The sequence below is a fragment of the Streptomyces millisiae genome (assembly GCF_031845425.1).
GTDB lineage: Bacteria > Actinomycetota > Actinomycetes > Streptomycetales > Streptomycetaceae > Streptomyces > Streptomyces millisiae.
On the sequence record NZ_JAVREM010000062.1, the window covers coordinates 17,875 to 38,756 of the forward strand.

Annotated in this window: 15 protein-coding genes and 1 pseudogene; 10 read left to right on the forward strand and 6 right to left on the reverse strand. The window is 73.4% G+C overall.

The genetic code is table 11. From position 1 onward, the window contains the following. Positions 1-24 precede the first annotated feature (24 nt). From RNC47_RS29205 to RNC47_RS29230, 6 genes are all read left to right on the forward strand, one after another. Positions 25-177 carry a hypothetical protein gene (locus RNC47_RS29205; protein ID WP_311602994.1) on the forward strand — a complete coding sequence of 51 codons (153 nt, stop codon included), beginning with the start codon at positions 25-27 and terminating at the stop codon, positions 175-177. Positions 178-367: 190 nt separating this feature from the next. After that, positions 368-3,862 (forward strand): DNA polymerase III subunit alpha, encoded by a 3,495-nt coding sequence (locus RNC47_RS29210; RefSeq protein WP_311602995.1) that lies wholly within the window; start codon positions 368-370, stop codon positions 3,860-3,862. Next, entirely contained in the window at positions 3,859-4,842 is a 984-nt protein-coding gene (locus tag RNC47_RS29215) for a DNA polymerase Y family protein (protein ID WP_311602996.1), read from the forward strand. The genes RNC47_RS29210 and RNC47_RS29215 overlap by 4 nt, the downstream gene beginning before the upstream one ends. Positions 4,843-5,002: 160 nt before the next feature. Then, positions 5,003-5,887: an esterase/lipase family protein gene (locus RNC47_RS29220; RefSeq protein ID WP_311602998.1), complete on the forward strand. Its 885-nt coding sequence runs from the start codon at positions 5,003-5,005 to the stop codon at positions 5,885-5,887. A gap of 389 nt (positions 5,888-6,276) precedes the next feature. Continuing rightward, positions 6,277-7,776 carry a pyridoxal phosphate-dependent decarboxylase family protein gene (locus tag RNC47_RS29225; protein WP_311602999.1) on the forward strand — a complete coding sequence of 500 codons (1,500 nt, stop codon included), beginning with the start codon at positions 6,277-6,279 and terminating at the stop codon, positions 7,774-7,776. Continuing rightward, positions 7,773-9,098, forward strand: coding sequence for a lysine N(6)-hydroxylase/L-ornithine N(5)-oxygenase family protein (locus RNC47_RS29230; protein WP_311603000.1), 1,326 nt, complete (start codon positions 7,773-7,775; stop codon positions 9,096-9,098). Before RNC47_RS29225 ends, RNC47_RS29230 begins: the two co-directional genes overlap by 4 nt. A 110-nt stretch (positions 9,099-9,208) precedes the next feature. Here the strand turns inward: RNC47_RS29230 and RNC47_RS29235 are convergent. Beyond that, a pseudogene (locus RNC47_RS29235) lies at positions 9,209-10,024 on the reverse strand (ThuA domain-containing protein); the annotation flags it as partial. A 13-nt stretch (positions 10,025-10,037) separates the two neighbouring features. Beyond that, positions 10,038-12,533 carry a PQQ-dependent sugar dehydrogenase gene (locus RNC47_RS29240; protein WP_394814907.1) on the reverse strand — a complete coding sequence of 832 codons (2,496 nt, stop codon included), beginning with the start codon at positions 12,531-12,533 and terminating at the stop codon, positions 10,038-10,040. Positions 12,534-13,218: 685 nt separating this feature from the next. Between RNC47_RS29240 and RNC47_RS29245 the strand changes: the two genes are divergently transcribed. Then, the gene (locus RNC47_RS29245) at positions 13,219-14,553 is read left to right on the forward strand and encodes a poly(ethylene terephthalate) hydrolase family protein (RefSeq protein ID WP_311603002.1); all 1,335 of its coding nucleotides are present in this window, start codon (positions 13,219-13,221) and stop codon (positions 14,551-14,553) included. A 23-nt stretch (positions 14,554-14,576) separates the two neighbouring features. On the opposite strand, the gene RNC47_RS29250 is transcribed toward RNC47_RS29245, so the two are convergent. Then, positions 14,577-15,365 (reverse strand): dioxygenase family protein, encoded by a 789-nt coding sequence (locus RNC47_RS29250; RefSeq protein ID WP_311603004.1) that lies wholly within the window; start codon positions 15,363-15,365, stop codon positions 14,577-14,579. Between the two features lie 44 nt (positions 15,366-15,409). After that, positions 15,410-15,964: a DoxX family protein gene (locus RNC47_RS29255; RefSeq protein WP_311603006.1), complete on the reverse strand. Its 555-nt coding sequence runs from the start codon at positions 15,962-15,964 to the stop codon at positions 15,410-15,412. A 113-nt stretch (positions 15,965-16,077) separates the two neighbouring features. Between RNC47_RS29255 and RNC47_RS29260 the strand changes: the two genes are divergently transcribed. Together RNC47_RS29260 and RNC47_RS29265 are read left to right on the forward strand one after the other, a co-directional pair. Then, the gene (locus tag RNC47_RS29260) at positions 16,078-16,533 is read left to right on the forward strand and encodes a MarR family winged helix-turn-helix transcriptional regulator (protein ID WP_311603007.1); all 456 of its coding nucleotides are present in this window, start codon (positions 16,078-16,080) and stop codon (positions 16,531-16,533) included. A gap of 40 nt (positions 16,534-16,573) precedes the next feature. Further along, a complete protein-coding gene (locus RNC47_RS29265; RefSeq protein WP_311603009.1) occupies positions 16,574-16,939 on the forward strand; it encodes a GntR family transcriptional regulator in 366 nt (121 codons plus the stop codon). Positions 16,940-17,042: 103 nt separating this feature from the next. Here RNC47_RS29265 and RNC47_RS29270 read toward each other — a convergent pair whose 3' ends face one another. Together RNC47_RS29270 and RNC47_RS29275 are read right to left on the reverse strand one after the other, a co-directional pair. Beyond that, on the reverse strand, positions 17,043-18,722 hold the full coding sequence (locus tag RNC47_RS29270) for a glycoside hydrolase family 13 protein (RefSeq protein ID WP_311603011.1): 1,680 nt from the start codon (positions 18,720-18,722) through the stop codon (positions 17,043-17,045). A gap of 54 nt (positions 18,723-18,776) precedes the next feature. Next, on the reverse strand, positions 18,777-19,856 hold the full coding sequence (locus RNC47_RS29275) for a LacI family DNA-binding transcriptional regulator (protein WP_311603013.1): 1,080 nt from the start codon (positions 19,854-19,856) through the stop codon (positions 18,777-18,779). 345 nt (positions 19,857-20,201) lie between these two features. Here RNC47_RS29275 and RNC47_RS37685 point away from each other — a divergent pair. After that, positions 20,202-20,882: helix-turn-helix domain-containing protein (locus RNC47_RS37685; RefSeq protein ID WP_394814908.1), on the forward strand; the 681-nt coding region annotated here is incomplete at its 3' end.

Here is a 20,882-nt window from a genome sequence, read left to right on the forward strand (position 1 = left end):
TCGGGGTGAGCGGAGCCGCGTCGGGTGATCAACGCCTCCCGGCAGACCGGCAGCGTGATCGGGGTGGCGCTGCTCGGCGGGCTGCTCGGGGGCGGCCTGGCGTTCGACACCGGGCTGCGGATCGCGCTGACGGCCGCGGGCGGCGCGTCCTCCTCGGGGCGCTGCTGGCCCTGCTGACCGTCGATCGCCGTGCCGCCAGGGGGAGTTAGCACCGCTCCTTTTCGGCCGCGGGGGCGGCCGGGGTGATCGGCGCCGCATCCCGGATGACCTGGGCGTTCGCCTTAATCGCACTGACGTTCGATGGCTGGTTTATGGTGGACCGGAAACGGTGCTGGGACAGGGGGGCCGGGCGTGACGGGAGGTGCGGATGGGCAGGGAGGGCGCCGGTTTCGTGCACCTGCACGTCGCGTCCGGGTTCTCCGCGCGCTACGGGGCCTCGCACCCCGAGCGTCTTGCCGAGCGGGCCGGTGAGCGCGGCATGGCCGCGCTGGCGCTGACCGACCGGGACACCGTCGGCGGGGCCGTGCGGTTCGCCAGGGCGTGCGCGGAGGTCGGGGTGCGGCCGCTGTTCGGGGTCGAGCTCGCCGTGGCGCAGCCGGCCGGGGAGAGCCCGCGGGAGCGGCGCAGGACGCCGGTGCGCGGCGGGGCCTTCCTGGACGAGTCGGCGCCCCGGGCGGTCTTCCTGGCCAGGGACGGCGCCGCCGGCTGGGCCCGGCTGTGCCGCCTCGTCACCGCCGCGCACGCGGCGGGGCCCGGGGAGCGGCCCGTGCTGCCGTGGGCCGAGACGCACGGCGAGGGGCTGATCGTGCTGCTCGGGCCCGACACCCCGACCGGCCGGGCGCTGGCCGCCGGCCGGCCCGACCTGGCGGCGCGGCTGCTCGCCCCCTGGCGCGAGGCGTTCGGGGACGACGCGCTGCGCGTCGAGGTCGACGCGGCCGGTCCGCGGCGCGACGCGGCGCGGGCGCTGCGGCTGGCCGCGGAGACCGGCGTGGCGCCCGTGCTGACCAACCGGGTGCGGTACGCCGACCCGGGGCAGGGGCCGGTGGCCGACGTGCTGGACGCCGCCCGCCGGCTGCGGCCCATCGACCCGCGCGGCCCCAGGGACGGCGGCGACGCGTGGCTGCGCGGCCCCGACGAGATGGCCAGGGCCGCCGAGCGGATCGCCGAGGCCGCCGGCTACGGCCCGGCCGCGGCCCGCCGGCTGCTCGAACTCACCGCGGAGACCGCGGCCGCCTGCCGGGTGCACCCGGAGCGCGACCTGGGCATCGGTGGCGTCCGCTTCCCCGAGCCGCGCCTGGTCGGCGCCGCCCACCGCACCGCCGACCGGGTGCTGCGCTCCCGCTGCGCCGCCGGCATGGTGGCCCGCCGCTACGACCGCGACCGGGAGCGCTGGGCGCGGCTCGACGAGGAGCTGGACACCATCGCCCACCTCGGCTTCGCCTCGTACTTCCTGACCGTCGCGCAGGTCGTCGACGACATCAGGGGCCTCGGCATCCGGGTCGCCGCCCGCGGCTCGGGCGCCGGCTCGCTGGTCAACCACCTGCTGGGCATCGCCAACGCCGACCCGGTGGAGCACGGCCTGCTGATGGAACGGTTCCTCTCGCCGCGCCGCGCCGTGCTGCCGGACATCGACGTCGACGTGGAGTCGGCCCGCAGGCTCGAGGCGTACCGGGCGATCCTCGACCGCTTCGGCGCGCGGCGGGTCGCCACCGTCGCCATGCCCGAGACCTACCGGGTGCGGCACGCGGTGCGGGACGTGGGCCTGGCGCTCGGCGTCGACCCGGCCGAGGTGGACCGGCTCGCCAAGGCGTTCCCGCACATCAGGGCCAGGGACGCGCGCGCCGCGCTGGCCGAGCTGCCTGAGCTGCGCGACGTGGACGCGGACCGGCACGGGCCCCGGTTCTGGGATCTCGTGGAGGCGCTGGACGCGCTGCCGCGCGGCGTCGCGATGCACCCGTGCGGGGTGCTGCTGTCGGACGCCTCGCTGCTGGAGCGCACCCCGGTGGTGCCCACCAGCGGCGAGGGCTTCCCCATGTCCCAGTTCGACAAGGACGACGTGGAGGACCTCGGGCTGCTCAAGCTCGACGTGCTCGGGGTGCGGATGCAGTCGGCGATGGCGCACGCGGTGCGCGAGACGGAGCGGGCCACCGGCGTGCGCGTCGACCTGGACCGGGTGCCGCCGGACGACCACGCGACCTACGAGCTGATCCGCTCGACCGAGACGCTCGGCTGCTTCCAGATCGAGTCGCCGGGACAGCGCGACCTCGTCGGCCGGCTCCAGCCGAGCACCTTCCACGACCTCGTCGTCGACATATCGCTCTTCCGGCCGGGCCCGGTCGCCGCCGACATGGTGCGCCCCTTCATCGAGGCCAGGCACGGCCGCCGCCCGGTGCGGTACCCGCACCCGGACCTGGAGCCGGTGCTGCGCGAGACCTACGGGGTGGTGGTCTTCCACGAGCAGGTCATCGGGGTCATCTCCCAACTCACCGGCTGCGACCGGGCGATGGCCGACGAGGCCAGGCGGGCGCTGTCCGACCGGGAGCGGCAGCCGCGGGTCCGCGAGTGGTTCGCGGCCGGGGCCGCGGCGCGCGGCTACGCGCCCGACGTCGTCGAACGCACCTGGGAGATCGTCGAGGCCTTCGGCTCCTACGGCTTCTGCAAGGCGCACGCGGTCGCCTTCGCCGTGCCCACCTACCAGTCGGCCTGGCTCAAGGCGCACCACCCGGCCGCCTTCTACGCCGGGCTGCTCGCGCACGACCCGGGCATGTACCCCAAGCGGCTGCTGCTCGCCGACGCGCGCCGGCGCGGGGTGCCGGTGCTGCCGCTGGACGTGAACGCCTCGGACGCCACCTATCGAATCGAACTGGAGTCTGAATCCGGGGTGTGGGGGATCAGGTTGGCCCTCGGCGAGGTGAAGGGCATCACCGAGGAGGAGGCGGAACGGATCGCGGCCGGCCGGCCCTACGCCTCCCTCACCGACCTGTTCCGGCGGGGCGCCCCCTCCCGGCCCGTCGCCGAACGGCTCGCCAGGGTCGGCGCGTTGGACGCCTTCGGCGACAACCGCCGCGACCTGCTGCTGCACATCGCGGAACTGCACCGGCAGCGCCGCGCGGCCGCCGGGGCCGGCGGCGGTGGCCACCAGCTGCCGTTCGGCGACGCCGCGCGCACCCCGCCCGCCGGGCTGCCCGACCTGGACGCGGACGAGCGACTCGGCGCCGAGCTCGGCGTGCTCGGCATGGAGACCGCCCGCCACCTGATGGCCGACCACCGGGCACTGCTCGACGAGTTGGGCGCGCTGTCGGCCCGCCGGCTGCGCGACGCGGCGCACGGCGACACGGTGCTGGTCGCCGGGGCCAAGGCGGCCACCCAGACCCCGCCGATCAGGTCGGGGAAGCGGGTGATCTTCGCCACCCTGGACGACGACACCGGCCTGGTCGACCTGGCCTTCTTCGAGGACAGCCACGCCGCCTGCGCGCACACCGTCTTCCACTCCTGGCTGCTGCTGGTGCGCGGCACCGTCCAGCGGCGCGGCCCGCGCACCCTGAGCGTGGTCGGCCAGGCCGCCTGGAACCTGGCCGAACTGGCCGAACTCCGCCGCACCGGCGGCCTGGACGCGGTCGCGGAACGGCTCGCGGCCCCGCCGGAGCGGGACGAGGAGGACGAGGACGGGGACGGCGATGTCGACGAGTCGACCGACGGGCCGGGCGGCACCGCGGACGCGGGCACGGGCGCCGGTGAGCGACGGATCGAGTTGTCGACCGGGTACACCCTCCACCCCTGGGCCGACCTCCGCCCGGCGGGCGACTCGGCCAAGGCCGCCGCCCGCAAGCTGTGGCACGCCAGCCCGGGGAGCGCCGGATGACCGGGCCCGTGCTCCACGTCCGCTTCCCCGGCTGCCCGACCGAGCGCTATCCCGCGCTGCTGCGGCTGCTGCACGGCGTCACGCCCGTCGTCCAGGCCCTGCCGCCCGACGCCGCGTTCGCCGACGTCCGGGGCGCCCGGCGGTACTTCGGCCTGGACGCGGTCCAACTCGCCCGCCTGATCCGGGTGCGGGCGCTCGCCCTGCACGGCGCGGACTGCGCGATCGGCGTCGCCGGCAACCCCCTCCTCGCCCGGCTGGCCGCCGGCCGACTCGGCCACGAGCCCGGCGTGTTCGCCGTGCCCGACACCCCGGACGGGATCGCGGAGTTCCTCGCCGACCAGCCCGTCGCCGCGCTGCCCGGCGTCGGCCGGACGACCGCGCGCGCCCTGGCCGGGTACGGCCTCGAGACCGCGGGCGAGGTCGCCGCCGCGCCGCCCGCCACCCTCCAGCGCATCCTCGGCGCCCCGACGGCCCGCCGGGTCCGGGAGTTGGCCGGGGGCGTCGACCCGACCCCGGTCACGCCCAGCGCGCCCGCTCGCACCATGACGGCCGAACACCGCTTCGACCACGACGAGTTGGACGCGGGTCTGCGGCGCAGGGCGCTGCTCACCCTCGCCGACGAACTCGGCTACCGGCTGCGCGCGTCGGGCCAGACGGCCCGCGCGCTCACCCTCACCGTCCGCTACGCCGACCGGACCGCCACCACCCGGGGCCGCGCGCTGCCGGAACCGACCGCGCACACGCCCGCGTTGGTCGGCGTGGCCTACGCGCTGCACGAGGTGCTCGGGCTCCAGCGGGCCAGGGTCAGGGCGGTCGCGCTGCGGGCCGACGAACTCGGCGACGCGACCGGCGCCACCCGCCAGCTCTCCCTCGACCCGCGCGACGAGCGCCGCCGCCGCGCCGAGGCGGCGGCCGACCGCGCCCGCCGCCGCTTCGGCCCCCGCGCCGCGGGCCCGGCCGGGGTCCTGGACGTGGCGTGAGGGACGCGTGGCCTCCTCGTGGGGGTGCGTGATGGATTCTTTACCGTCGAGCAGGTGGGCAGACCGGTTACCCGCCCGTAACTTGACGAGTACTCGGCAGTAACCGTGGTCCGGACCGCGTGGTGCCACCCCCCATGGAGTCCAGCGAGGAGACCACACCATGCTGTCCAGGAAGCACCTGTCACGGCGTCGCGCGCGGCTGTGGGCCGCCCTGGCGCTCGCCCTTCCGCTCCTGCTCGCTCCCGGCGCCGCCGGCGCCTCGGCCTCGTCCGCCCCGTCCTCGGCCGGTGGTTGGAACGACGCCGACTGCGTCCCGGCCGCCGCCCACCCCAGGCCCGTCGTGCTGGTCCACGGCACGGGCGCCAACGGCACGGTCAACTGGCTCGGCCTCGCGCCCTACCTGGCCGACCGCGGTTGGTGCGTCTACTCCTTCGACTACGGCATGCTGCCCGGCGTGCCGCTCTTCGGCGGCCTGGGCCCGATGGAGGAGTCGGCCGGCCAGCTCGCGGCGTTCGTCGACGAGGTGCTGGCCGAGACCGGCGCCCGCGAGGTCGACCTCGTCGGCCACTCCCAGGGCGGCGTGCTGCCCCGCTACTACCTCAAGCACCACCCGGGCGCCGCCGACAAGGTGAACGCGCTGGTCGGCATCGCACCCAACACCAACGGCACCACCCTCGCCGGGCTGACCGGGCTGCTGGAGGTCTTCCCCGGTCTGGAGGACGCCATCGCGGCGGGCGCGCCGGCCCTGGCCCAGCAGGTGGCGGGCTCCGAGTTCATGACCGAGCTCAACGCCGACGGCTACACCGTGCCCGGCGTGACGTACACGGTGATCGCCACCCGCTACGACGAGATCGTCACCCCCTACCGCTCACAGTTCATCGACGAGCCCGGGGTGCGGAACGTGCTGCTCCAGGACCTGTGTCCGATCGATCTCTCCGAGCACGCGGCGATCGGCCTGCTGAGCCGGGTGGCCTTCCACGAGACGGCCAACGCGCTCGACCCGGCCGGCGCCGAGCCGACCGACTGCGGCGACCTGCTCGGGTAGCGGCGGAGGCGGCGGAGCCGGGGGAGAGGGGGGATTCGGCGAGGATGTCGGTGCCGCCGCCTCCCCGGGGGTGGGGGGGATTGAGGGAGGCGGCGGCACCGGTCCTGACATGCCGACACCAGGAACGTTAGCCAGGTCCCGGGGCGTTGTCTGCCCTCTTATGGTCCCGTTAAGGGGCGGCTCAGGAGTGGTTAAAGGATCCCGCGTGAGGACGGGCACGGTTGACATGGTTAGGTATGCCTAACCTAAATTAGCCCGTTGGAGTCGCCGTCACCCACGCCCGTCACGTCTCTCCACCCCGGCGCGAGACCCGCGCAGAGATCCAGCCGCCAAGACAAGGGACACCCCGAGAACCCATGAGCATGCCCGGCCACGCCCCACTCGTGCCCGTGCCCCCGACCCTCCTGGAACCCGATCTGCTGGCCGCCGACCCCGCCGGCCTCGCGGAGGTGGGACGGCTCGTCACCGAGCTGACCAGGGAGGCCGCCGGCGCCCTCCGCCGCCGTACCGGACCCCTCCCGGCCCTCACCCCCCGGGAGTTGACCCGCCTGCTGGACGACGAGCTGCCGGATGGCCCACTCCCCGCCACCGGCCGCGGGCGCGAGGCGGTGCTCGCGCTGGCCCGCTCCTACGCCGCCCACACCGTGGACCTCGCCGACCCGCGCGCCGCCGCCCACCTCCAGCCACCGGCCCTGAGCGTCGCCGCCGCCGCCGACGTGCTCGCCTCCGTCTTCAACGCCTCCGTCGACACCTGGGACAGCGGCCCCTACGCCGTCGAGATCGAACGCCGGCTCGTCCGCGCGCTCACCGAGCTCGCCGGCTACGGCCCGGGTGCCGACGGCGTGTTGACCCCCGGCGGCACCGCGTCCAACCTGCAGGCCCTGCTGATAGCCAGGGACACCGCGCTGCGCGCCCACCGCGACATACGCGGCAGCGGCCTGGCCGGACTCGACGCGCGCCCCGTCGTCTACTGCTCGGAACTCGCCCACTTCTCGGTGGCCCGCGCCTGCGGCGTGCTCGGCCTCGGGGAGGACGCGGTGCGCGCCGTCCCCGTCGACGACGCCCACCGGATGCGGCCCGCCGAACTCGAACGCGCCCTGCGGCTGTTGGGCCCGAAGGAGGTGCCGATCGCGGTCGTCGCCACCGCGGGCACCACCGACTACGGCTCCGTCGACCCGCTGCCCGAACTCGCCGCCATCGCCCACCGGGCCGGCACCCGGCTGCACGTGGACGCGGCCTACGGCGGCGGCGCGCTCTTCTCCGACCGGCTCCGGCCGCTGCTCGACGGCATCGAGGCCGCCGACACCATCACCATGGACCTGCACAAGACCGCCTGGCAGCCGGCCGCCGCCAGCGTGCTGCTGGCCCGCGACGCGCGGGACTTCGCCGCCACCACCGGGCTGCGGGTCGGCTACCTCAACCCCGACGACGACGGCGCCGCGGGCTACGACGGGCTGCTCGGCAACTCCATGGCCACCACCCGCAGGGCCGACGCCTTCAAGGTCGCCGCCACCTTCCTGGCCCTCGGCCGCGAGGGCATCGGCGCCATGCTCGACGCCTGCCACGACCTCGCCAGGGACGCGGCCGCCGCCGTCGAGGCCCACCCCAGGCTGGAACTCACCACCCGACCGGCGCTCACCACCGTGGTCTTCCGCTACGTGCCGCGCGCCGGCGGCGTCTCGGACGCGGTCAACGGCGCGCTGCGCCGCCGGCTGCTGGCCGAGGGCTCCGCGCTGATCGGCCGCACCGACGTGAAGGCGGCGGAACCCGGCACCGGAACCGTCCGGTTGAAGCTGACCCTGCTCAACCCCCAGGCCACCGCCGGCGACATCGACGAACTACTCGCCGCGGTGGACGCGGCAGGCCAGGCCGTGGAGGGCCAACTGTGAGCGCAGGCACCACCGAAGAAGCGATACTCGACCTCGCGGCCGTCGGCATCGGTCCCTTCAACCTCTCCCTCGCCGCGCTCGCCGACGAGGTCGACGGGCTCGCCTTCGAGGCGTACGACCAGCGCCCCGCCTACGACTGGCACCCAGGGCTGATGTTCGACTGGGCCTCGCTCCAGGTGGGCTTCCTCGCCGACCTGGTGTCGCTGATCCGGCCCACCAGCCGCTGGTCGTTCCTCAACTACCTGGTCGAGCACGACCGGATGTACCCCTTCTACATCGCCGAGCGCTTCCACGTGCCGCGCCGCGAGTACGCCGACTACTGCGCCTGGGTGGCCGGCCGGCTGCCGTCGCTGCGCTTCGCCACTGCCGTGACGGAGGTGCGTTGGCTCGCCGAGCGCGACCTGTGGGAGCTGACGCTGCGGCACACCGACACCGGCGCGACCACCACCAGGCTCGCCCGCGCGCTCACCCTGGGCGTGGGCACGGAGCCCTACCTGCCGCCCGCGCTGGCGGACGTCGCGGGGGAGCGGGTCTTCCACTCCGGCGAGCACCTGCACCGGGTGGCGGGGTTGACCGAGGCGGGCGTCCGGCATGTCACGGTGGTCGGCTCGGGGCAGTCGGGCGCCGAGGTGTTCCTCGACCTCGTCCGCCGGCAGCGCGAGGCCGGCTGGGCGGTCACCTGGCTCACCCGCTCCTGGGGGTTCGCGCCGCTGGACTACTCGAAGCTGGTCCTCGAATACACCACGCCCGCCTACATGCGGTACTTCAACGGGCTCGAACCCGCCGTCCGGGACCGGCTGATCGCCTCCCAGTGGCAGCTGTACAAGGGCATCGACAGCGAGACCATCGACCTGATCCACAACGAGCTCTACGACCACATGCTGGACGGCGACCGGCCGCCGCTCACCCTGCTGCCCGCCACCGCCGTCCGCGCCGCCACGCCGGCGGGCGGCGGACTGCGGCTCACCACCCACCACGCCGACACCGGCCGCGAGGCCGAGCTCGACACCGAGGCGGTGATCGCCGCCACCGGCTACGCGCCGCGCCGCCCGGAGTTCCTGGCCCCGGTGGAGAAGCTGATCGCCTGGGACGAGCGGGGCCGCTACGACGTCACCGAGGGGCACCGGATCCGCACGGTGCCCGAGGTGGGCGCCGGCCTGTACGTGCAGAACGCCGAACTGCACACGCACGGCGCCGCGGCCCCCGACCTCGGCATCGGGGCCTACCGCGGCGCGTTGATCCTGAACGCGGTCACCGGCCGGGACGTCTTCCGCGTCCCGCGCCGCACCGCGTTCCAGACCTTCGGTCCCGCGGCGGGATAGGCAGGGCCCGGGAAGTCGATCCGGTCGGTGACCGCCACGTCCCGTGGGCGTGGCGGTCACCGACCGGCCGCCTCAGCGGCGGGGCCACCAGGCCACCCGGGTCAGGCGCCGTCGGCCTGGACGAGCCCCGCGGCCCAGCGGATGCCGCCCAGCAGGTGGGCGCGGAACTCCGGCTCGGCGTAGGACTCCGCGGTGTGGCCGCCCCCGGTGTAGAACGACCGGCCTCCCGCGTACTCCTGGCACCAGGCGATGGGGTGGTCGCCGTTCATCGTGCCGCCGCGGTAGCTGGACTCGTCCAGCGAGGCGAGCACGTGGACCCGCTCGCGGGGACTGGTCCGGTAGTTGTACCACTCGTCCGTCCGCTGCCAGGTGGCCGGCAGGTGGGCGGTGGCGGCGTGCCCCCGGTCCTCGACGACCACCCTGGCGGGCTGGATCTCCGGGTGTGAGTGGAAGTAGGCGCCGACCAACTCGCCGTAGAAGGGCCAGTCGTACTCGGTGTCGGCGGCGGAGTGGATGCCGACGTAGGCGCCGCCGCCCGCGATGTACGCCTCGAACGCCGTCTGCTGGGCGGCGTCGAGCACGTCACCGGTGGTGGACAGGAAGACGACCACCCGGTACCGGGCGAGGTTCCCTGACGTGAACGCCGTCGCGTCCTCGGTCGCGGTGACCGTGAAGCCGTGCTCCGCGCCCAGTTCCCCGAGCGCGGCGACGCCCTCGTCGATGGAGTCGTGGCGGAAGCCCGCCGTTCTGGAGAACACCAGGACGTCGTAGGGGGTTTCGGCGGGGCCCGCAGAACCGCCGGAGGGCGTCACGGCCGGCCGCGCCGCGGCGCCGGAGACCTCCGACGCCGCTGCCACGGCCGGCTGCGCCGCGGCGCCCAGGGCCGCGGCGGCGAGGACGGACCGCCGGGTCGGGTGTGAGGACATGGGGATGCTCCCTTCACTCACGGCGGTCGCCCGCCGCCAGGTCGCCGGTGCCGAACGTGAAGTCGTCGACGTCGAACAGATACCCGCTGCCGGTGGGACCGGTGAAGACCAGGTGGAGCGAGGTGGTCCCGGCGGGCGGGCCGGACAGGGACGTGGTCACGTCCTGGAAGGTGTCCCAGCCGCCGGTGTGCGGCACGTCGACGCTGCCGAGCAGATCACCGGTGGGGGAGCCGGCCCGGATCTCGATGGTGCCGCCGGCTCCGCCGGAGGAGATCCGGGCGGTGAACTCGGAGGCGTCGGCGAGCACATAGGGCTCGAACGCGATCCAGTCGCCGTTGTCGACGTAGCCGACGGTCCGCCCCCCGTGGGCATTCGTGTGACTGGCGATCTCCACCCCGTGCTGGGCGCCGAAGTGCTCGGCCTGGCGCTGGCTGGTCTGGGTGACGTGCTGGTCGTGCGTGGTCAGTCCGCCGGCGTCGGTGTACTCCGCGTCCCAGACGCCGAAGATGTTGGCGTTGGCGTCGTGCTCGCCGTCGGCGTGGGTCTGGAGGGTGCCGGAGCAGCCGGTCGCCGAGGTCTGCGGGTGGCCGTGGCTGTCGTGGCCGACGACGAAGGTCAGCGTGACCTTCGAGCAGTCGATCGCGCCGTCCTCCGGGTCGGTGACGGTGATCTCGTAGGGCACGGCGTCGCCGAAGTCGACGATCTGGCCGTCCGCCGGCAGTTCGATGGTCACGTCGGGGGCGGTGTTGCCGACGGTGATGCGCACCGAGGCGGTGGCGGTCAGCCCGGTCGCGTCCTCGACCGTGAGCGTGGCGGTGTACTCGCCGTTCCGGGTGTAGGTGTGGCTGGGGTCGGCGCCGGTGGCGGAACCGCCGTCGCCGAAGTCCCAGGTGTGGCGGAGGGTGTCGCCGTCGGGGTCGACGCTGCCCTCGGCGGAGAACGCCACGTCCAGCGGTGCCCGGCCCGAGGTCGGATCGGCTGTCGCCTCGGCGATGGGCGACAGACCTCCCGAGACGTTCTCGATCCGGTACAGGGCGCTGTTCTCGTCACCCGCGTACCAGCCGGTGCCGTAGTCCAGGACGTACAGCGCGCCATCCGGCCCGAAGGCGGCGTCCATGGGCTGGGTGCCGGACCAGGGGACGTCGCCGACGTCGCCGGGGCCGCCGTCCTCGCGGATGTCGATGTTCTTGATCCAACGTCGCCCGTACTCCAGGGCGAAGAAGTCGCCGTCGAACTCCTGCGGGAACTTGACCGACGAGTTCAGCCGCGGGTCGTAGTGGTAGACCGGGCCCGCCATCGGGGACTCCGCGCCGTCGCCGAACGCCGGGAACGAGCCGCCGTCGTAGGAGATCCACCCGGGCTGTGCGGGCGGCAGGGTGGTCTGACCGGTGTTGTTCGGCGAGTCGTTTCTCGGAGCTGAGCAGTCGAAGGTGGCGCCGGAGGCCCCGGTGGCGAAGTCGTAGTCGACGTACGGCCGGTTGTCGCCGACACAGTACGGCCAGCCGAAGTTGCCCGGCTCCGTCACGCGGGCGAACTCGACCATGCCGCCAGGACCGCGAGTGGGACTCGAGGTGCCGGCGTCCGGGCCGTAGTCGCCCACGTAGACGGCGCCGGTCTCCCTGTCGACGCTCATCCGGAACGGGTTGCGGAAGCCCATGGCGTAGATCTCGGGCCGGGTGTTCGGCGTGCCCGGCGCGAAGAGGTTGCCCTCGGGGATGTCGTACGAGCCGTCGTCGTTGACCGATATCCGCAGGAGCTTGCCGCGCAGGTCGTTGGTGTTGCCCGCCGAACGCTGCGCGTCGTACGCCGGGTTGCGGTTGCTCCGTTCGTCGATCGGGGTGTAGCCGTCGGAGGCGAACGGATTGGTGTTGTCCCCGGTGGTCAGGTACAGGTTGCCCTCGGCGTCGAAGTCGATGTCACCGCCGGCGTGGCAGCAGATGCCGCGGTCGGTCGGGACGTCGAGGACGGTCACCTCGCTGCTGGTGTCGAGGGTGTGGTCCGCGTTCAGGGTGAACCGCGAGAGCCGGTTGACGCCCTGCCACGCCTCGAAGTCGGCGTCCGAGCCCTGGTTCGGCGCGTCCCCCGGCGGGGTGTCGAGCGCGGGCGAGTAGTAGAGGTAGACGAACCGGTTGGTGGTGAAGTCCGGGTCGACGGCGACGCCTTGGAGGCCCTGTTCGTCATGCCGGTACACGTTGAGCCGCGCCGCCACGTGGGTGGCGCCCGCGGGGTCGGTGACCCGCAGGGTGCCGTCCCGGGAGGTGTGCAGCACCCAGCGGTCGGGCAACACGGCCAGGGACATCGGCTCGCCCATCTCGGCGACCCCTCTGGCCAGGGTCACCTGCTGGAACTCCGCCTGCCGCGGGTCACCCGTTTCGGTTGGCGCGGCCGAGGCGGGCGACAGCGCCATGACCACGCCGGCCGTCGCGAGTAACGCGGTGGTCAGGGCGGCGCTGAGCGCGGCTGCTCCGGCCGCGCCCAGGCCCAGGAAGGTACGTCGTCGTACCGACATCGTGACTCCAGTGTGGGGGGTGGTGGGGGTGGTGCGTGGGGACGCCGCCGGTGTGACGGAGGGGCGGCCAGGTCTCGTCGGCCGTGTCGGGTCGCCTTGTTCATCAGGCGGTGATGCGACATCCGCGTGTCCGACATGTCGAACGTCGATCGGCTCTTCGACGTCTCGGATCATAGACACCGCCGGGCGCCAGTCAACATACGTCGTACGAATTTCCTTCCGTCGGGCGGCGTCGTCGTCGCGATCCATGCGAAATGGGCGGTTGTGTCCCCATCTCTGGGCGAACGAATTCGCAGTAGTGGGCCGATTCATGAGGCTCTGAATGGGGCCGTTGAGGTGGCCGCCGGGGCTGTTCACCCCTCAGTCCCTCTCCCGTTCGAGCCGGCAATCTGTTTGACCTGGTCGGCATCACCGAAACCGGGTGCCCTCGCTCTTGTCTTTTCGGGGATCAGCCTCGAATTACGTCGGGTCCATTGACGTCACCGGCGACCGGCCTATCATCCATGCTTGTCTGACGTGTCGACTGTCGCCCGACATGTCGAACGGCTGTGGTCTCACGCCACGCCATCTCGCAACGGTGACGTTCCATCCACGTGGCTTTGAGGCCGGACGGCCGAGGGACCGGGCGTCCGACCAGAGCCCGTGCCTCAACGCAGCCTCCGCACGCTTCACATGAGGAGTCACCATGTCCTTACGACGACGCGCCCTTCTGGGCACGTTCCTCGGTCTTGGCGCCGCCGGCGTGGGCGCGTCCGTGCTCGGCGCCGCGCCGGCACAGGCCGTCAGCAGGCCCCTGGACGCGCCGACCCAGCGCTTCGCCATCGGCGTGCGGGAGTACGCCTGGAGCCGCGGCAACCGCCGGCTGACCACCCGGATCTTCTACCCCGCCACCGGCACCCCCGGCGGCAACCCGGTCACCAACGCACCCGTCGCCAACGGGGTCTTCCCCATCGTCGAGTTCAGCCACGGCCTCGGCGGCAACCCCGAGAGCTACGCACCTCTGGTACGCCCGCTGGCCGAGGCCGGCTTCGTCGTCCCCGCACCGGTCTTCCCCACCACCTCGACCGGTACCCCGGGCAACATCCAGGACGTCTACAACGGCAACCAGTCCATGGACGTCTCCGAGGTCATCACCCGCACCCTGGCGCTCAACACGACCGCGGGGGACCCGCTCGCCGGGCACCTGGACACGGCCGTCGGCGTCGGCGTCGCCGGACACTCGCTGGGCGGCATGACCACCCACGGCCTGCTCACCGCCTGGCCGGACGAACGGATCGCCGCCGCCGTGCCCTTCGCGTGCGTGGACATGGGCAATCCGTCCAACCGGGTGACGGCCAACGTCCTGTTCGTCCACGGCGACCAGGACCCCATATGCCAGTACTCCTCCGCCCGCCAGGCATACGCCGAACTGCCCGCGCCCAAGGCGTTCCTCACCCACCGCGGCACGGGCCACGACCAGTACATCTGGAGCGGCTACAACCACACCCAGACCATCGCCACCTACCTGGACTGGATGCGCTGGAGCCTCTACGGCGACACCGCCGCCCGCGACCGCCTCCCCGCCGACGCCACCTCCGGCACCACCACGACGACCTGGGAGTCCACCCTCACCCCGCCGCCCGCCGGGGCTGTGGTCAGTCTGCGGTCCCGGGCCAACAACCAGTACGTCTGCGCCGAGAACGGGGGAGCGGGTCAGCTCGTCGCCAACCGCGCCTCCGTCGGCCCCTGGGAGCGGTTCGACCTGATCGACCTCGGCTCCGGGGCCGTGGCCCTGCGCTCGCACGCCAACAACCAGTACGTCTGCGCGGAGAACGCGGGAGCCCAGCCGCTCGTCGCCAACCGCGCCTCCGTCGGCCCCTGGGAGACCTTCCAGCGGGTGAACAACGCGGACGGTTCCGTCAGCCTGCGCGCCCAGGTCAACTCCAGGTACGTCAGCGCCCAGGGCGGCGGATCGCAGCCGCTGATCGCGAACGCCACGTCCATCGGCCCCGCGGAGTCGTTCGACCTGGTCACCGGCTGACGTACCGCCACGCCGCGGGGCGCTCAGCCCAGCTGTATCGAGCGCTTGGCCAGGCCACCCCAGAAGCCGTCGATGACGGTGCGCTGGGTGGCCAGGTCGGCCTCGCCCGCGCCGAGCGTCACGAACAGCGGCGCGAAGTGCTCGGTGCGGGGGTGCGCGAGGCGGCCGGCGGGGGCGGCGTGTTCGAAGTCCAGCAGCGCGTCGATGTCCCCGCCGGCCAGCGCCTCCCGGCCCCAGGCGTCGAACTCCCGGGACCAGGTCGGCGCCTGGTCGGGCTCCGTGGTCCAGGTCATCTCCGACAGGTTGTGCGTGAAGAAGCCGCTGCCCACGATCAGCACGCCCTCGTCCCGCAGCGGCGCGAGCCGGCGGCCGAGTCGCAGCAGCCGCTCCGGGTCGAGGGTGGGCATGGACAGCTGGAGCACCGGCACGTCGGCCTTCGGGAACATCTCGGCCAGCGGCACGTAGGCCCCGTGGTCGAGCCCCCGGTCCGGCGCCTCGTGCACGGGGGTGCCGGGCCCGTCGAGCAGGGCGCGCACGGCGGCCGCGAGCTCCGGGGCGCCCGGCGCCGGGTAGGTGACCCGGTAGTAGCGCTCGGGGAAGCCCCAGAAGTCGTAGACCAGCGGCACCGTGGTGGTGGCGCCGACCGTGACGGGCGCGGCCTCCCAGTGCGCCGAGACGATCAGGATCGCCTTCGGCCGCGGCAGCCCGGCCGACCAGTCGGCCAGCTGGCCGGTCCACAGCGCGTCGTCGGCGAGCGGCGGCGCCCCGTGGCTGAGGTAGACGACGGGCATGCGGCCCTCGGTGACGGTCATGGCGGGTACCTGCGATTCGTCTCGGGTGGTGCGGTGCGGGTCGGTCAGTCGCGGAAGAACAGCACGATGCCGGCGACGGCGATGCCGAACGCCAGGGCGGCCACGCCGGTGGCCAGCCGGTGCTCGCGCAGCGCGGGCAGCGGCAGCCGCGGGTCGACGGCGTAGCGGCCGGGACCGGTGAGCGCGAGCGAGGCGGCGCCGAGGCCGAGCAGCAGCGGGAACTCGATGCCCGCCGGGGCGAAGAACCCGGCGTCCCAGTGGGCGGAGACGATGACGTTCAGCATCGTGCCGACCACGGCCGCGGCGGCCAGCGGGGTGAGGAGCCCGAGCGCCAGGCCGAGGCCGCCCAGGGTCTCGGAGAGGCCGGCCACCACGGCCATGGTGCGGCCCGACGGGTAGCCGAGGGACTCGAAGAACATGCCGGTGCCGTCGAGGCCCGAGCCGTCGAACCAGCCGAACAGCTTCTGCACGCCGTGCGCGGCGATGGTCAGGCCGACGGCGAGGCGGAGCACCAGCAGCCCGGTGTCGTGGGCCGGCGCGGCGGCGGCCCGGGCCGGCGCGGGGGCCGTCGGCGTGGTCGTCGTCGTGGGGGAGGTCATCGAGCCGTCTCCTGTGATGGGGGTGGGGGTCGAGGGAGTTTGGTTCAAATTCGAACCGGCCATCACCGTAGCAGGGTGATTCCAATTTGAACAACATGCCTATGATGGCGGGCATGAAGGAGATCCGGTGGCTCGACGAGCGGGAGATGGCGGCCTGGACGGCGTTCCTGGAGGCCAGCCACCGCGTCTTCCGCAGCGTGGAGCAGCAGCTCAAGGACGACGCCGGGCTCTCCCACCCGCAGTACGAGATCCTGGTCAAGCTCGCCGCGGCGGGGCGGGCGGGGATCCGGATGACCGAGCTCGCCGACTCCCTGATCACCTCGAAGAGCGGCCTCACCTACCAGGTCGGCCAGTTGGAGAAGCGCGGCCTGGTGGCCCGGCGCGCCTGCCCGACGGACGTGCGCGGCGTCACGGCCACCCTCACCGAGGCCGGCCGTACCGCGCTCGCCGAGGCGGCGCCCGGCCATGTGGCCCGCGTCCGCGAGGCGCTGATCGACACCCTCGATCGGGAGGAGCTCGCGACGCTCGCCCGCGCCTTCGCCCGCGTCGGCCAGCGGCTTCGCGACTGACCCGCGTCCGGCCGGCCGGGGCTGCGGCAGAATCGGCGGCGTGAACCTCACCATCGACCCGGGCGCGTCCGCCGCGCCGTACGAGCAGCTGCGCGCACAGATCGCCGAGCGGGCCAGGAGCGGGGAGCTGCCCGTCGGGTACCGGCTGCCCACCGTGCGGGGGCTGGCCGGCGAGCTCGGACTCGCCGCCAACACCGTGGCCAAGGCCTACCGGACCCTGGAGGCCGACGGGGTGATCGAGACCAGGGGCCGGCACGGCACCTTCGTGGCCGCGGCCCGGGACGCCGCCACGCGGGAGGCAGCGGCGGCGGCCCGAGCCTACGCGGAGCGGGTCAGCCGGTTGGGCCTTGACCGCGACGCGGCGTTGGAGCAGGTTGCCGAGGCGGTCCGGGCGGTCTACGGCTGATCCGCGGTGTACCCGGCGGAGCCGGCACCGCTGAGCCGGACCGCTGGTGATCCGGGCCACCCGCCCTGGGCCCCCGTGTACCCGGGAGGGCGGCCCGGATCCGTCATGCGCGGGACGCGCCGCCGCCCCAGAGCCAGACCGTGGTGTCGGTGGGCAGCAGCCCGCCGGTGATCCGGTCGCTCGACAGCAGCACGCCCCAGGTGCGGGGCAGCGGGAACGGCTCCTCCGAGAAGTTCACCGCGCACCGCAGCACCGGGGAGCGCTCGAACGACAGGACCCCCTCCGGCGCGTCGAGCCAGCGCAGCGTCCCGCTGTCGAAGCCGGGCTGCTCACTCCGCAGCCGCAGCGCCGCCCGGTACAGCTCCAGCATCGAACCCGGCGTGCCCGACTGGAACTGCGCGCTGAACTTCTCCCACTCCGCCGGCTGCGGCAGCCACGGCGGCTCGCTGCCGCGCCGCGCGAAGCCGAACGGGCTCTCCGAGCCGGACCACGGCAGCGGCACCCGGGACCCGTCCCGCCCCCGGACCGTGTGGCCCGAACGACCCCACAGCGGGTCCCTGAGCGCCTCGTCCGGCAGGTCCTCGACCTCCCACAGGCCGAGCTCCTCGCCCTGGTAGAGGTAGGAGCTGCCCGGCAGCGCCAGCATCAGCAGCGCCGCCGCCCGCGCCCGCCTGGTGCCCAGGTCGCGGTCCGAGTGGCCGTGGTCGGTGCGGTAGAGGTCCTGGGTGGTGTCGCGCCGCCCGTACCGTGTGACATGGCGCGTCACGTCATGGTTGGACAACACCCAGGTGGCCGGGGCCCCCACCTCGGCCAGCGAGCTGACGCTGCGGTCGATGACCTCGCGGATCGACTTGAACTCCCACGGCGACTTCAGGAACGCGAAGTTGAAGGCCGTGTGCAGCTCGTCCGAGCCCAGGTAGCGGGCCGTCTGGTCGTCCCGCGAGTTGGCCTCGGCGCAGAACACCCGGTCACCGGCGTAGGACTCGGCGATCTTCCGCCAGGACTGGTAGATCTCGTGCAGTCCCTCCTGGTTCCAGTGCGGGTGCCCGTCCTTCCAGGGGCCCTCCTCGAAGACGGCGTCCTCGGGGATGCCGATGTCGGGCAGCGCCGGATCCTTGACGAGGCCGGAGGCGACGTCGATCCGGAAGCCGTCCACGCCCCGGTCGAACCAGAAGCGCAGGATCGACTCGAACTCGGAACGGACGTCCCGGTGGGCCCAGTTGAGATCGGGCTGCTCCGGCGAGAACAGGTGCAGGTACCACTGTCCCGGCGTGCCGTCCGGCTCGGTGACCCTGGTCCAGGCCGAACCGCCGAACCGGCTGCGCCAGTCGTTGGGCGGCTGCGCGCCGTCCGGGCCCCGGCCGTCGCGGAAGTGGTAGCGCTCGCGCTCGGGCGAACCCGGTGCGGCTCCCAACGCCTCGACGAACCAGGGGTGTTGGTCGGAGGTGTGATTGGGCACGAGGTCGAGGACGACGCGGACGCCCAGCGCGTGGGCCTCGGCGATCATCTCCTCACCCTCGGCGAGGGTGCCGAACACCGGATCGATCGCCCGGAAGTCGGTCACGTCATAGCCGCCGTCGGCCATGGGTGACGGATACCAGGGAGTGATCCACACGGCGTCGACGCCCAACTCCTTGAGGTACGGCAGACGGGCGCGCAGACCGGCGATGTCGCCGACGCCGTCCCCGTTGCCGTCCGCGAAGCTGCGGATGTAGACCTGATAGATCACGGCGGTGCGCCACCAGGGCACGGCCGAGTTCTCATGAATGCGGGTGCGGGGCACGAATCTTCCATTCCTCTTGCGAGTTGACCCTGGAAAATGCGCGGTTGGAGCGGCTCACCGCGCACTGGTGCGGCTGTGCTGGTCCGGTTCGGGTCCCGGCCGGGGTGAGAGGGGATTTCGAGGACGCGCGACACGAGCCGCGCCGGTGGTGCCCCGGACGACGAGCCGGGTCGGCACCACGACCTGAGTCGGTTCCTCGCTCTCGCCCGACAACGCGTCGAGGATCTGCTGAGCGAGCAACTCGCCCTGGTGGGCAACGGGTTGAGCAATGGTGGTGAGGTTGAGCAGCTCGGCCGTCTCATGGTTGTCGAACCCGATGACCGAGACGTCTTCCGGGGCGCGCAGCCCCATCCGGCCCAGCGTGCGCAGCGCGCCGAACGCCATCTGGTCCGACTCCGCGAAGACGGCGGTGGGCGGATCAGGCAGGCTCAGCAACTGCGCCATGGCCGAGGCGCCTTCGTCGATCGTGAGGTTGCCCGGCGCCTCGAGCTCCGGGTCGTAGGGGATGCCCGCCTGCGCCAGCACCGTGCGGTAGGCGTGCTGGCGCACGATCGGGGTGGTGAACCCCCGCGAGTCGCCGAGGGCACCGGAGATCATGCCGATCCGCCGGTGGCCCAGGTTGATCAGATGCCTGACCGCCGTGCTCGCGCCCTCGGCGTTGTCGATGGAGACGTGCCAGCAGCCGGGGATGCGGGTGCCGAGCACGGCTACGGGCACTTCCATCGAGACCAGCGACTCGCGCTCGGCCGCCGACAGCGGCAGGTTGAGCACGATCACCGCGTCGACACGGCGGCGCAGCGGCATGTGGGCGAAGAACCGCTCGTGCACGCGCTCGTCACCGAGGTTGTACAGCAGGATGTCCAGGTCGTTGGCCCGCAGCACCGAGTCGATGCCGGCCACCACCTGGCCGTAGAACCAGCGGTTGACGAACGGCAGGATCACACCCACCGTGCCGGTCCGCCCGGAGGCGAGGGAGGAGGCGTGGGGGGAGACCGCGTAGGACAACTCCTCCGCGGCACGCAGCACTCGCTCCCGGGTCGCCTCCGAGACGTTCGGTAACCCGCGCAGGGCACGGGACACGGTGGCGGTGGACACCTCCGCCCGCCGCGCGACGTCGATGATGCTGGCGGCCATAACCCTCCGATCACGGCAGTGAGCCGAACGTACTGCCGAAGGAAGGGGTATTGCAATCGTTTACATGAAAGGATCTTGGGTTTTCGCCGAATTGGGGCCGCTGGCAGTCAAGTTGACAGAAGAGTCGCAGGTGAAAGCCATGAAAGGACTGATGTAAACGTGTGCATGCAACAAGACAACGGCCTGCCGTTTGGCGCCTTCGGCAAGGCGCCGACCACCAGCTTGGCAAGTCGGGCGCCGACAGTCGGCCGGAACGCCGAAACCCGCGCGTAACACGGCGCCGGCCACGCCTATCCTGACGGGGCACGAGGGGGAGAGTCTTCCGAGGCCGGGGGGATACGGGGCATGGGGCGGACACCGGGGGAGAACCCGGCCGCGGCGCGGTTCGCCGAGCGGCTGAGCGAGTTGAAGGAGCGCTCGGGACACAGCTTCGCGGTCCTGGCCAAACGGCTCCACACCAGCACCTCCACCCTGCACCGCTACTGCGCGGGCACCGTGGTGCCGACCGAGTACGCCCCGGTGGAACGCCTCGCGCGCGCCTGCGGGGCGACGAAGGACGAACTGCTGGAACTGCACCGCCTGTGGCTGCGTGCCGACGCGTTGCGCCTGCCGGCGAGGCCGGCCACGCCCCGCCGGCCGGGGCCGGCCGGCGGAGCCGGCCGAGCCGGCGGCTCGGGGCGAGTCGGCCCTGGCGGGCCGGGGCGAGTTGGCCCTGGCGGGCCGGGGCCCTCGCCGGCCGAGCCAGACGGTCCCTCGACGGCCGGTCGTGGCCGGATCACGCCCCCGCCGCCAGCCGGCGGCCGGGCCGGCGGCCCGGCCGATCCCGGAGCGACCGATCGTTCCGGTGGACCCGAGGCGGTCGGTTTTCGTCCGGCGACTGGCCCTGGCGGGCCGCCCGGCTCCGGTGGTCGTGCGGGAGCCGGTTCTCGGCGGGCGGGGAGTCCGGGGGGCGGTGGGTCTGGCGGATCAGCCGGTGCGCGGGCGGCGGGCGGCGGCCGTGTGGGGGGGGGGTCGGGGCGGGGGGGG

Coding starts and splice junctions, on each gene's coding strand:
- RNC47_RS29210 (WP_311602995.1), top strand. CDS start 368: ATGGGCAGGGAGGGCGCCGGTTTCGTGCACCTGCACGTCGCGTCCGGG.
- RNC47_RS29215 (WP_311602996.1), top strand. CDS start 3,859: ATGACCGGGCCCGTGCTCCACGTCCGCTTCCCCGGCTGCCCGACCGAG.
- RNC47_RS29220 (WP_311602998.1), top strand. CDS start 5,003: ATGCTGTCCAGGAAGCACCTGTCACGGCGTCGCGCGCGGCTGTGGGCC.
- RNC47_RS29240 (WP_394814907.1), bottom strand. CDS start 12,533: ATGTCGGTACGACGACGTACCTTCCTGGGCCTGGGCGCGGCCGGAGCA.
- RNC47_RS29245 (WP_311603002.1), top strand. CDS start 13,219: ATGTCCTTACGACGACGCGCCCTTCTGGGCACGTTCCTCGGTCTTGGC.
- RNC47_RS29250 (WP_311603004.1), bottom strand. CDS start 15,365: ATGACCGTCACCGAGGGCCGCATGCCCGTCGTCTACCTCAGCCACGGG.
- RNC47_RS29255 (WP_311603006.1), bottom strand. CDS start 15,964: ATGACCTCCCCCACGACGACGACCACGCCGACGGCCCCCGCGCCGGCC.
- RNC47_RS29260 (WP_311603007.1), top strand. CDS start 16,078: ATGAAGGAGATCCGGTGGCTCGACGAGCGGGAGATGGCGGCCTGGACG.
- RNC47_RS29275 (WP_311603013.1), bottom strand. CDS start 19,856: ATGGCCGCCAGCATCATCGACGTCGCGCGGCGGGCGGAGGTGTCCACC.